The sequence below is a fragment of the Algoriphagus hitonicola genome (assembly GCF_900113375.1).
Taxonomy (GTDB): Bacteria; Bacteroidota; Bacteroidia; order Cytophagales; family Cyclobacteriaceae; genus Algoriphagus; species Algoriphagus hitonicola.
In genome coordinates this window covers 32,506-46,568 of record NZ_FOPC01000004.1, presented here as the reverse complement: position 1 = coordinate 46,568, position 14,063 = coordinate 32,506, and the positions used below count along the sequence as shown (strand labels likewise).

The 14,063-nt window shown below is 42.8% G+C and carries 2 protein-coding genes; one reads left to right on the top strand and one right to left on the bottom strand.

From position 1 onward, the window contains the following. Positions 1-585: 585 nt before the first annotated feature. Positions 586-4,935: a hypothetical protein gene (locus tag BM043_RS06565; RefSeq protein ID WP_092790019.1), complete on the top strand. Its 4,350-nt coding sequence runs from the start codon at positions 586-588 to the stop codon at positions 4,933-4,935. A gap of 556 nt (positions 4,936-5,491) precedes the next feature. Here BM043_RS06565 and BM043_RS06560 read toward each other — a convergent pair. Further along, positions 5,492-13,423 (bottom strand): beta strand repeat-containing protein, encoded by a 7,932-nt coding sequence (locus BM043_RS06560; RefSeq protein ID WP_092790017.1) that lies wholly within the window; start codon positions 13,421-13,423, stop codon positions 5,492-5,494. Between the last annotated feature and the right edge of the window lie 640 nt (positions 13,424-14,063).

The window sequence follows — 14,063 nt, the reverse complement described above, 5'->3', positions numbered from 1 at the left end:
CATGAAATTTTGTTTCATGGTTTTTTTTATGCCTTTTCCGCATTACCATTTTCTTAATTGAAGAAAGAATTTTTATCGTTTGAATTCGGAATTGCTAATGAAAATCGGTTTTTGATAAAAATACTTAAAAAAACAAACTATTTCTTTGTCAAAATTTTAAAAAACAAATGGTTTTTCTAATTTTGACTCAATGAATGAGTCAAGCACTTCCAAACGAACGAATTGATCTCAGACCTATTAAACAAGCTCTTAAAAGAAGAGCTGAAGTTTTAGAGCGGCGAATTAAGCAATGGAGACGAATCGGTTTTTGGTTCGTAAGTTAATTTGTCGCTTTTAAATTGCGATTTAAAGCGAAAGCTTTTAAAGATATATACTGTAGGATGTTGAAATTGGCAGACAAGCCCTCCTGTCTCGGGGGTGGAGTACCGATAATTATCGGTGGGAAAAAGCGTAGCACAAACCGGACTATAGCCTAACTACTCCGTGGAGGTTCGAATCCTTCTCCTACAGCAATAAAAAGCAGCATCTCGGTGCTGCTTTTCTTTTATCTGGAGTAATTAGTTATTTTACATCAAATTCACTCCGATGATTCGTCGCATCAAGGAAAAACTATCCAAACATCCCTTACGGAAAAAATTTGTCCGAATTTTTACCATTATTTTTCTTGGGGTTCTGTTTTTGGAATTTTTGATTTATTTCGGATCTAACTTTTTTTTAGTTAACTGGACCCGAGACAAAATAAATGAGGCTACAGGGGGAGTCTATCAGGTAGATTTTAACCGGCTTAACTTCTCCCTTTTGCGGAGAGGGGTCTTTTTAAATGGCATCGTGATGAAGCCTATCGAGGGAAACCGAGTCAGTAGTGAGCAGGTGGTTTTTGATTTCACCCTTGATGAGATTGCTGTATTGGATATTTGGTATGATTGGTCTGAAAAGGTTTTTCGGGTGGGCAAAATCGAACTTGATAATCCTGATTTGGGATTGATTTTACCCAATAGGGATAAAGAGGCCGCTGACTCTTCATCTGGCTTTGTCAAGCGATCTCCGGTCAAGGAATTAGAAGAGGAGATTCAAAAAAGTATTCAGCGGATACCATTTGGAGGATTATTTATCGAAGCGATTGAGATCAATCATGCCGATTTGTTTTTCCTGAATTTCCTGAGCCAAAAATCCCTAAAAGCTCAAAATACGAAAGTGATGATTGAGGATGTGGACTGGACGACTGGGACAGACTGGGATACACCATTTAATGCCAAGGGATTTGAGTTTGACCTGGAACAGGTCGAGTTTCCGCTTTCCGATGAAGTTCATGTGATATTTGCGGACAAAGTATTAGTCAGTTCTCTGGAAAATCTAATTGACATTCAGAGATTTCGATTAAGTCCAAACCGAGAAATTCCCAGTCGGGCCTATTATGATCTTAAGTTGGATGAGTTGAACGTAAATAATTTTGATCTAAATCAGGCATTTTTAACTTCCGAAGTTGAGATCGAGGAGATCGTGCTCAATGACCCGGAGTTTCAGATGACTCATTTCCCCAGGGAACTCGTGGAAGAGGAGGTAAAGGGTGAGGGAGATTTAAATTCCTTGATTGATGGGATTTTAAAGTCTTTTTCTATTCGTGAGTTTTCGGTGAATAATGGAAAATTCTTTTCCCTTGATCCAGAAGACAGTCTACGCAGTAGAATCGAAATTGAGGATGTGGATTTTAAAATGGCTGATTTCTACCTGGGATGGGATGCTGCGAAACGGGAAAATCAATTTTTTTACGGAAAAGATGCAGCGATGGAATTGGAAGATTTCACGCTTAACCTGACAGATGGCGTCCATGTGATTCATGGGGATAAGGTTTCCATCTCTTCTTTTTTGGATCAAATAGAAGTGGAGGGATTTGAAATTTCCCCTTTGCTGGGGCAGGAAGATAGTACCGTACGCCAGGTGATTCGACTTTCTTTGCCCAAGCTCCAATTGGATGAAGCCAATCTGAAAAAGCTTTACAATGAAGCGATACTCGATGTAGATCTGCTGGAGATGAATCAGCCTCAAGTGGAGTTTATCGACCGCGTAGCTCAGCGGGATAGTACGAGAAGATTTTCGGCACAGAAACTCTTGCAAGGGTACCTGGATGAGGTAAACATTGGTTTGCTTTCGATCAACGAAGGCACCATGCAATTTCAAAATGAATCCGGAGATCGGAGTGATAATGTGAATTTTGAAAAATTCAGTCTTCAGTTAGAGGATGTTTTCATCAAACCGGAATCATCAGCGAGTATGCGGGATTTGCTTTTGGCAGAAGAATTAGTCTTGAGTCTGGATCAGTATCAGTTGAAATTGAGGGATAACCTTCACTTATTCACGGCGGATCGAATCTTGATCGACTCCAAACGGAGACTGGTCGAGGTGAGTAATTTTTCATTGAAACCTGAAAAACCCGATCAAATCCAGCAGCTCTTGGATACCTATGGCAAATCGGCAACGATCGACCTGACTGTTCCGGTTTTTCAGTTGCAGGGAATCGATGTGCGGGCCGCACTGTTGGATGAGGAACTATTGATCGATTACATATTGGTTTCCCAGCCACATCTGATTTATAATCAACTTCGAAAGCGGAATTCTGGCGGAAATCGGGAATTTTCGGCCTCTTCGCAGGAAATTCAGGATTTGCTCTCCGATTATTTCAAAGTGGTGTCGATTGATTCGGTTGGATTTTTTCAGGGGAAAATGGATTTCACAGACATTACCGGCAGACAAGAAGTGAGTTTCAGCGAGGAGGATTTATCCCTTGTTGTCCGGGATTTTTACTATGCACCCGGACAAGAACTGGATATAGATCGCAGTTTTTTTTCAGATGAAATCATTCTCAATCTAGCGGGATATTCCTTTAGTCTGGCCAAAGGGGACTATGATGTCAGTACCGGAAATGTGCAGTACAATACCAAAACCCAAGCGATCACCATCGATAGTCTCGTACTCAATCCCGGACCTCAGCTTGAAAGCAAACTTGCCTTGTCTTTGGTCTTGCCAAAATTAACGTTGGAAGGATTGGATCTGGAGGATTTCCTTTACGAAAACAGACTTGATCTTTCAAAATTGAGTGTGGAGGGGAGTCAGATCAACTTGGATATTGAGCCGGAGTTTGTCCGAAAAGAAGAAAGAAGCAATCGAAATTCGGGAGCCTTTAGCAGGTCTATTGATTTTCTTAGGATACAGGAGATTTTGGCAAAAGAATCGGATTTGAGATTGACTTTTCAAATAGCCAACCAAGAGGTAGAATCCATTCAGGCGACTTTTGATGTGTCAGTGTCTGACTTTTTTCTGGATGAAGAAATGGAAAATGAGTTGATTTTGGCGGAGTTGTTTGATGAGATTTCTTTGGCAGTCAATGATTTTTCTTTTGCGCTACCGGATAGTTTACATCAAATCCGATTTTCCGAAGTTTTGATCAATAACAAAGGGGATGAGACGGTTTTTTTGGGATTGGAAATCGAGCCTGTTGATTTGGAAAATTCCGAAGGGGTACTTTTTTCGGGAAAAATTGATGAACTCGGAATACGCAATAATACCCTTGCGGAGATCCAACGTACCGGAAGGGTAAATCTGGAAAGTATTCGGATATCTGGTCCGGATATGCGCGTGTATTTGGATACGGCTTCTACCCAAAATTCTTCAGGTCAATCTGGTCCCAGGTCTAAAAATGAGGAGGCTTTTGTACATACTTTGATGTTGCAAAATTTAATGATCACCGAGGGAAAAATCGAATTTCACCAAAAAGGGAAAGGGCCGATACCGAGATTAGGGTTTCAGGGGATAGATTTAGCCCTGAATGATTTGGATTTTGACTTGCTTAATTTTTCATCTGGCGCGCAGGCTAATTTTTTCTTGGATGAAGATCTAAAGCTGTCGGTGAAGGATTATGAGCTCTATAGTAAAGACAGTATGGAGATTTTCCGTGCGGATAAGATTTCATTTTCGGAGCGCAACTTGTTGCTGGAGGGGGTGGCCTACAAACCGGCCATGGGGACCTATGAATATCTTCGAAAAAAAGGGTATCAAACGGACGCGATACGCTTGGATTTAGAAAGGGTTTCGGTTGAATCGATTGATTTGGAGCAAATGATTTCCGGTGAGGGGATGCAAGCTAAGCGGGTAATCGCCTCTCAGATGAAGCTTGACGTCCTCCGGGATAAGCGAATTCCGCTGAGGGAAGGTCAGGTTAAGCCTATGCCTCAAGAGATTCTTCAAAATCTTCCATTTAATCTTCGTGTAGATTCGGTGTTTCTTCATCAGGGATTTGTGCGATATCAGGAATTTGTGGCGAATTCCATGTCTCCGGGAAAAGTGGAATTTCATGATTTGGAGGCAGTCCTGACGCCATTTGCCATCAGCGAACCCAATCGGGAGTACCCCATAGATGATAGCTATGTGCTGGCTTCTGCCAAATTGATGGGCACAGGGGAATTGGATTTGCAGGTTCAGATGCACTTTGATGACCCTTATCCGATGGAGGTCACTGCCCAATTGGACACCTTTAATCTCCAACAGATTAATCATATCCTGTCGCGTGGAGCATTTTTAAGGATTAACTCAGGAGACGTAAAAAAAGGAGATTGGAGTTTCCGATTGGATAAGGAAGAGGCTTTTGGACGGATGGATTTTCGATATGAAGGGTTGAATGTCTCTTTTTTGGATAGTGTAAGTCTGACCAAAGGCACTGGTAAACTCGGAAGGATGACCTTTTTGGCTAATACCTTGATTAAAAATAATAACCCCAGAAAATTCCTCGGAAATGTGGTTCGCTCCGATATTTATCTCAAGCGAGATCAATCCAAGTTTATTTTTAATGCTTGGTGGAAAGCAACCCTTACGGGTTTAAAAGGTAGTGTGGGTCTAGGTCAGCCACAGTTGCCGGTGAGAAGGAAGGATGAGGAGGAGTAAAAAGGAGGCTGATCTCATAAGTTAAGTTTGTGGCAGCGGCATTGAAGAGACGAGGGTGTGGAAATCAAAATGAGGTCCGAAACGCTAGAAATGGCCTTCGACTCCACTACCAAAGATAGATTTTTGTTACTGTCAGGCTGAGCGAAGTCGAAGCCCTACTTAAACGTCGAACCATAACACTTCGATTTCGGGACTCTCATTTCTCAAGTGGTACCAATGACAGAGATGCTTAATATCACAAAATTGGGGTCATTCCGAGCACCCGAAAGACGGGAGTCTGAAGGTACGAGGACACTTCGATTTCGAGACTCTCGTCTCTCAAGTGCTCAGCGTGACCAAAAATTTGATTCAAACCATAATTTTCGTCATCTCCTTTTTGTATGTTCGAAGAATATTTAAGACTAAGTGTGACCACGGCCTTACTTCAAAGGAAAATTTCCCTCATTTCCTTTTTGGATGTTTGAAAAATATTTAAAACTCAGGCTGACAATAGAACATTTTTTGAAACATTCTTTTGTGTTGAAAGTGAAATCCCCTATAAATGGGGTGCCTCCCTTTAGTTTCGAATAATTTTTAGCTGCTGCTGATTATCCCCCCAAGAAAGCTGAATGATATAAATTCCAAAGTCAGTGATTTGTAAATGGGAATTGACAACTTCCGTTACTTCTTGTGCACTTCTTACCGTGTAGCTTTCAGAAACACCGCGCACATCAGAAATTTGAACAGTAATTGGTTCGTCATTGTATTCCGATGTATTTAAGAGATCTAAAGTAATTTCACTAGATCGATGACTTGGGTTAGGATAGGCGATCCAAGAACTTGTGCCTGAAAGCGATGGAACGACCATAGATCGGGTATTACTATAGGAATACTCCTGGTAGAAACTCACATCTTTTAGTCGATAGTAAACGACACCTCCAGCTGCTGGAAGGTTTTGATCAATGAACTCATATTCGGTGATCACTTCAGAATATCCAGCACCGGGAACTTCAGCGATCGTTTCCCAATTATTTACCCCATTGATAGAGCGCTCAATTTCAAAATGAGCATTTTCCCATTCTTTGGCAGTCGCCCAGTTTAATTTACCCGTTCTAGATTCCTCCTGATATTCCACATCAAAGTAGAGGTATTCGATGGGGAGGATGCTGAAGTTAAAGTAGGTGATATAGACAACCCCTTGTCCGCCATTTCCGCCTAAAGTATTTCCAGCTCCTCCACCAGATCCGGTGTAAATGGTGCCGTCATTTCCAATTCCATCCAAACCTGCATCTCCTCCTATTTTAATTCCATTTGCTTCACCACCTTCACCATCACTCACAGGGTTTCCATTAAAATTAAACCCTATGCCACCACCGCCAGCTCCATAACCATAAGGAGTACCATCTATTTCAAAAATCGCCCCATCTCCTCCATCTCCTGCTTTTGATCGTCCAACTCCTGCCCCATCTCCATTACCTCCTTCTTCTCCGGCACCACCACCGCCGCCGCCAGCACTTGCCGAATTTTCTTTATTTCCTTCACCTCCATTACCTCCGTCATTTCCCTGTCCTGGAGTGCCTGAGCCCCCTATGCCAGCGGTGTTAGTTTCTTGATCACTGAAAGCGCCACCTCCTCCTGAGGCCCCATCGGTTCCGTCGAGATTGTTAAAGGATCCACCCCCTCCACCTCCTAGGGCATTAAGATTGATGTTTATATCTCCATTTGGATCTGGGATGGTACCGGTTACCTCCGAGTTGCCTCCATTTCCCCCTTTTACATTTACCGTCGATGCACCCGATCCACCCTGGCCTACTGTAATATTGAGGGAATGACCTGCTGGGAATCCATATTGAGCATTACTAAAAACAGTGGTAGAGGCAATTCCACCGCCACCACCACCACCGCCGGTTTGTCCCATGCCACCACCGCCTCCACCGCCGATTGCATAAATTGAAAATTCGACTAAACCTTCTGGGACTTCCCAAACATCATCGCATATAAATCGAATAATGGTAGTTCCGCTAACTGCTCCGTCATCAACCACCTCCATGCAATCCGCATCATTAGCATCAGGGCAGGAATAGGATATATTTACCTGTCCATCAGCTCCATTTCCTCCGCCTCCGTTGGCATATACAAAACTGGAAGTTTCTGGATCGGGGAGAGAGGAATCTCGAGTTACCCAAGTGTCCCGGCCAGTTCCAGTATCTCCACTTTGGCCGACATAAATACCCAATGCTTGCCCTGGATTTACTGGAATAGTAACGGTTTCAGTTTCACCTGTTGCACCAGCTCCAGTAGCTTGAATGGTAACCTCATATACTCCTGCTGGTACAAAGAAGGTTCCATCCTCAGTAAAAGGTGCCCCACAAACACTAAAGTAGGTGGTATTAATAGGGTCGTCTATGTCTAAATCAGTAACACAGCCTCCAGTGGTTTTGCTTATTGTTTTGATGGTCAATTGATAGGCCTCAACATCCAAATCATCCAAGGGTATGGAAGCAAAAGTACCTCTACCATCATTTACATTGAAAGAGGATGACGAGTGTTCAGCAGGAGGATTAATTCCATCATCCAAAATGTAGGTCACTTCATATTCTCCATTAGGTAAGGAAGAAACATCTCCATTAATGGTGATACTCGCAGTACCTCCAGTGATAGTAGCCGAAACAGAACTTACTGACGTCAGTTCATATTCAGGGGTGACATCTATTGTCCCTGTGGCAGTTAGGCCATTGACGCAGTTGCCGTTTAATGGGATGCTATAGCTGTAGAATCCTATTGTTGTAGCAGTGCCGGAGAATGAGATCTCTCCAGTCGAAGAATTAAATGAAGCTGTGATTCCGGGAGGTAATCCTGTCGGTGTACCAATACTTGTTACTCCCGTTGTGGATTGAGTAAAACTCAAGGAAGAAGGGTCAGAAATACAAACGCTTGGGGTCGCAATTGAGGTAGGACCTATTGTTGCAAAAGGTTCTACCTCAGTCGTTGATGAGGCTGGGGAAGAAGCTATACATCCAGTAGTTGAATCAGTATAGCTAGCTGTTACCGTCTTAGAACCTGTAGTCAACCACTCTAGCGTGACACTTTCACCTGATGTTCCTCCAGAAATAATCGTGTAATCGGTTCCTTCTGATCCCGGTATATTCCAATTGTAATTGTTTTGTCCTGGCTGAGTGGTGTAGGCGACACTGCTTTGCTCGCAAACTTCAGTTCCCGGGTATTCTATAAATGTTGGAGTTGGTAATGGATCAACTTTTACGATATAATCAGTGGAAGAACCTGAACACCCGCTTGCACTTGGAATGATGGTATAGGTTACTGTGCCTTGTGTCGTTCCAGAATTTGTTATTGTTTCTGCGGGGATTGGACCTGATCCACTCGAAGTAAATCCGGTAACCCCCGTCGAGCCCACAGCTGTCCAATCAAAAGATACATCAGAAACATCTGATGTAAGTTCGACCTCTGAGGTACTTCCTCCCGAGCAAATGGTTTGTTCCAATTCGGTATTAGTAACCGTAGGAATTGGATCTATATAAATAGTATAAGTCTCAGAGGGCCCAAAGCAATCATTAGCTGATGGAGTCACTTCAAAAGTCACCGATCCTTGCGTTGGCCCGGTTGCTGTAATTGCCTGAGAAGTAAGGGAACCTGATCCACTTGAGGTAAACCCAGAAGCTCCACTTGATGAAACTACCGTCCAATCAAAGGTAGTCCCATCTACTAAAGATGTGAAGTCAACTTGAGAGCTGCTTTCTCCGGAGCAAATGGTTTGATCCAACTCTGAATTTGTTATTGTTGGAATTGGATTAACCTGAATGGTATAGGTAGCAATGGGTCCGGCACAAGTATTTGCGGTTGGGGTTATTTCATAGGTTACCGTACCTGGGCTATTTTCAGAAGTTGTTATGGTTTGGGCTGGAATTGGACCAGTTCCATTTGTAGTAAATCCAGTAACACCAGACGTTGCAGTTGCAGTCCAAGCGAAACTAGTACTAGCAACATCCGATGTCAAATAAACTTCTTCCGTGGTTTCTCCAGAACATATTGTCTGGGACATAACAGCGTTCGTAACCGTTGGTAAAGGGTCCACATAGATGGTATAATCAACAGATGGACCAGTACATCCATTTGCACTTGGAGTAATGCTGTAAGTAACAGACCCTCGGGTGGTTCCTGGATTCGATAAAGTTTCTGCAGGTATTGGTCCCGAACCAGAAGCCGTGTATCCAGTAATTCCACTTGAGGCACTTGCTGTCCAATTAAATGTGGTTCCTCCCACATCTGAAGTGAGAGCTACTTCCGTTGAACTACCACCTGAACAGATAGTCTGATTTAGGGAGGTATTGGTTACTTCTGGAATTGGATTCACAGTAAATTCGCCAGAAATAGTGGAGGTAATGTCTGGTCCACAATCACTCGAAACCACAACAAAATAATAGTAAGTTTCCGATTGTGAAGGATTTGATAATCCTGAAGGAGGAGTAAATGTATTTGAATCTGATCCAATCGCTACAATATTACCAGAGGTAGTTGAGTTTTCATCATTTTGATACCATTGATAGGAAATAGTACCAGTTCCATAGGCTTCCACCGAAATAGGATCAAAATCATCCCCATCACAAATCACTTGACCGGCTAGATCCTCTTCTTCAATTTCTGTTAAAGGAGTAACTGTATGAGCACCTGAAACATCTGTGGGAACTGTACCGCATAAAGACGCTGCCTCGGCATAATAATATAGGGTACCAACCGTATTGCTTGGTGGGGTAAAAGTTGAAGAAGTAGCTCCATCAATTAGAGTTCCTCCCGTATTGGAAGGGCTAGTATTGCTATACCATTGATATGTTACTTCAGGGTAGGTGTCAGGGTCTGTTTCTCCAATTGCACTTACCACTAATTCTGGGAACGCGTCATCCTTGCATACTTCTAGATCAGTAGTAGATGGGTCATCAATAATTGTTGTTTCTGGTTCCGTAGCCACATATTCCCCCGAAAGTGAAGAAATTACCTCCCCACAATTACCGATAACTACCACATAGTAGTAATAGCTTTCTAAAACTGGGGTGTTGGAAGGAGGTGTAAAACTTGCGGAATTAGCCCCAGAAATAAGATTACCAGGATTAGTAATTGGATCCAAATTATCTGTTTTGGAATACCATTGATACTCTAATCCTCCTCCCACAGCGGTGACAGAAATCGGGTCAAACCCATCACCAAAACAGTCTACCTCTCCAATATCTGAAGGCTGAACAGTTATTTCCGTGATGGGGTCGACTGTGACTGTAACTGTAAAATCCGGCCCGATACAGCTTCCGGAGGTTGGAGTTACCGTGTAAGTTGCAGTCTGTGGAGTATCGCTTGGATTGGTTAAGGTTCCGGTAATAGTGCCTCCACTTCCATCCTCTCCTCCAGTTATTCCACCCGTAACCGAGATCAATTCCCAATCATATGTGGTCCCGGAAGGTACAATCCCATCTGCGGGTTCAATAGTAAAAGGATCTCCAGTACAGGAGTTGATGGAAATATCATCAATGGTTGGGACAGGATCTACAGTTATGGTGACAACAAAATCTTCACCTATGCAACCATCAACAGTTGGAGTGACTGTGTAAGTAGCAGTTTGGACAATGTTTGAGGTGTTAGTTAATGTCCCCGAAATCGTATTTCCACTTCCAGCTTCTCCTCCGGTTAATTCACCTGAAATCGAGGGAGCTTCCCATGAATAAGAAATTCCGGCCGGAACAATTCCATTGGTTCCATCAACAGGTGTTAGGTCGAATGAACCTTCACTACAAATAGTTTCAGCCATATCCGAAACATCGGGTTTTGGATCAACTGTCACAGTTAATAAAAAGGTGTCATCGGAGCAGGTTCCTGAGGTAGGAGTAACCTCGTAAACGGCCGCCTGAGATAAACTGGTTGAATTAGTTAGGGTGCCTGAAATACTGTTTCCGCTTCCATCCACTGCACCAGAGATGCCCGCATCAGCTGATAGTAAGGTCCAGGTGTAGGTAGTCCCTGACGGCACAATTCCATCAGTCCCGTTTTCAGGGGTGATGTCAAAGGTCCCTTCACTGCAGATTGAGGTGTTAATATCATCAATACTAGGTCCGGGATTTATGGTCACGGTAACTGTAAATTCCTCTCCTGTACAGGATCCTGAGATTGGAGTTACAGTGTAGGTTGCGGTTTTTGAGGTATTGCTTGTATTAGTTAGAGTACCGGTGATAATATTTCCACTGTCCGCCTCTCCTCCGGTCAATCCACTTTCCAAGTCGGGAGCTTCCCAAGTATAGGTGGTTCCAGAAGGCACGATTCCATCGGTCACATTCGCTGGGGTGAAAGAAAAAGGATCTCCAGTACATACTTCTACCGTTTGATCATCAATTGTTGCCTTAGGATCAACGGTTACAGTAACCGTAAAATCCTCTCCTGTACAATCCCCTGAGATTGGAGTTACGGTATAGGTTGCAGTTTGAGCTGTATTCGTATTATTAGTTAACGTACCTGAAATCGTGCTTCCATTTCCGGCTTCGCCACCTGTTATATCCCCTGAAATTGAGGGAGGGCTCCATGAATAAGTAGTGCCAGACGGAACAATTTCATCTACAGGTGTTAGATTGAATGAACCTCCACTACAAATAGTTTCATTTATATCCGAAACATCAGGTTTTGGATCAACCGTCACTGTCAGTAAAAAAGTCTCATCTGAACAGCTTGCAGAACTTGGAGTCACCGTATAAGTTGCCGTTTGACTAGTATTGGTCGGATTGGTTAGGGTTCCAGTGATACTACTTCCACTACCAGCAACTCCCCCTGTTAGGCCCCCAGTCACTAAAGGGGATCCCCAAGTGTAAGTAGTTCCTGCAGGCACAATTCCATCGGTCCCGTTCTCAGGAGTAACTGTAAAAGTTTCTTCACTACATATAGAACTGGTTAAATCATCAATATTTGGTCCTGGGTCGACGGTCACCGTAACTGTAAAATCTGGTCCAACGCAGGTTCCAGAAGTTGGAGTAACAGTATAAGTTGCAGTTTGTTGGGTATTGGTTGGATTGTTAAGGGTTGCTGAGATAGAACTTCCACTATCTGCGTCTCCCCCTGTGAGGCCCCCTGTCACTGAAGGGGACTCCCAAGTATAGGTAGTTCCCGCCGGTACAACTCCATCGGTCCCGTCAGTCGGTGTGAAAGAAAAATCATCTCCGGTACAAACTTCTACCGTTTGATCGTCAATGGTTGCAACGGGATCGACAGTTACAGCAACCTCAAAAGGATCACCATCACATCCATTATGAGTAGGTGTGACGGTATAGATTGCATCAAGTGCCGAGTTGGTCGTGTTGGTTAAAGTCCCGGAAATTTCATCCCCACTTCCTGCAGCACCTCCGGTCAGTCCACTGGGCATCGATGGAGCGTCCCAGGAATACGTGGTTACATCAGGAATAAAACCATTTGTTCCATCCACAGGAATAACAGTGAAGGGTTCCCCGCTGCAAACAGTTTCTGCTATGTCTGTCACATCCGGTTTAGGAATGATCGTAACAGACCCACTTTGAGTAAGCGTTATAAATGAATTGTAATCAGGAGTGGCATTGATGGTGTAAGTTCCATCTGCTGTTGGAATTCCTGTGATAGAAATAGTACCTGCTGTGCTATTGTAATTAGAAGTTAATCCAGGCGGTAGATCTATAATTTCTACAGTAGAATTAGGAGGTAATGAATAAGTGATTTCGTTAATCGGGTCATCTTCACAAACGTATTGATCATCAGAACTGGTATATGAAGTCAATGCGATATAGGAAATCCGGATCTGACCGTCTGCACCATATCCGCCAACTTGTTCCGTTCCTGAGGCATTATTTCGCCGCGAACCACCGCCCCCTCCTCCAGGAGATAAACCATCTTCTCCACGACCCTGACTACCTGTCCTGCCGTCTCCACCATCTCCCCCACCGGCAGGAGCTGTTGCTCCTGTGGAGTTCGCTGTGTTGTTTCCGTTAGCATTTATTCCCGCAGACGAGCCTCCTCCACCCGCATTATTTCCTGAACCATCACCACCATTTCCTCCACTAAAGGATTCATCTCCAAAACTAGAAGCACTAGAACCTCCTGTAGCACCTGTGAGCACATTAGTGCCGACAGAATTTCCTCCTTTGGCCATTACTGTGGTATTATCTAAAAACCAAGAATCTTCTCCGGGGTCAGCGGTTTTTGATCCAAAACCCACATAATAGCTGATAGTTTGTCCTGCTGTAACAGATAGCACACTTTTAGAGTAAGCCCCACCGCCACCGCCACCAGTAACTCCATTAGATCCTGATCTTGAACCTCCTCTGCCACCAGCTCCCCATACTTCCACAGTAATTGAGGTCACGCCGGGAGGGACTACAAAAGTTTCCCCTCCTCCAGCTGTAGTATTGATAATCGTCTGGGTTTGGGCAAAAGTCTCCCAGCTGATAAATATCAGAAAAATGGATAGGAGTAAAACTGGTAAATGTTTTTTCATCCAGTTAGTCTATAAATGTTTTTCAAACCCTAAAAAACGTATTTCAAATTTAAAGATTTGCATTTCAATTTCCTAATTTTTACCCAAAAATTTGCATGTAATCGTTTTAAAATCAAGAGCTAAGATCCATGCTTTTCTAAAGGGAATCAACTAAACTCTTTAAATCATGTTTTGACACGATCCGTGATTGGGCTTTCTTCTATATTTTGATGCTCTTTTCTTTGATTATAGTCAATATAGATTCAAGGATAATTTATCTTAAATCTATTTCTAACCTTTTTTTATATTTGAATTACATTTTAATCTTGTCTAAACAAATAATATTTTGCCATTAATGACTAAAGGGCTTACAATTTAAATCATTGAACTTTATAAACAAATAAAATTTTTAAAATGGACACCCATATCTGAGTCATTATGGATTTTGTGAATTCTCCACTTCGTTTTTGATTGGCTAACTTTTTATCCTATCGATGCATTATTGTTTCTTTCTGACTATGCTTTGTTTTTTTATCGGCTGGCAAAATTTTTAATCCTCTAAAGATTTGTAATTGTCCTATATGGCAAAGTTTTCTTTAACAAACAGGAATTACGAATTATGGAATAATTCGGATGTTGATTTTACTGGCTATTTTTAAAG

What these genes read in the sequence shown, in the direction of transcription:
- BM043_RS06565 (WP_092790019.1), top strand. Translation starts at nt 586, where the DNA reads ATGATTCGTCGCATCAAGGAAAAACTATCCAAACATCCCTTACGGAAA.
- BM043_RS06560 (WP_092790017.1), bottom strand. Translation starts at nt 13,423, where the DNA reads ATGAAAAAACATTTACCAGTTTTACTCCTATCCATTTTTCTGATATTT.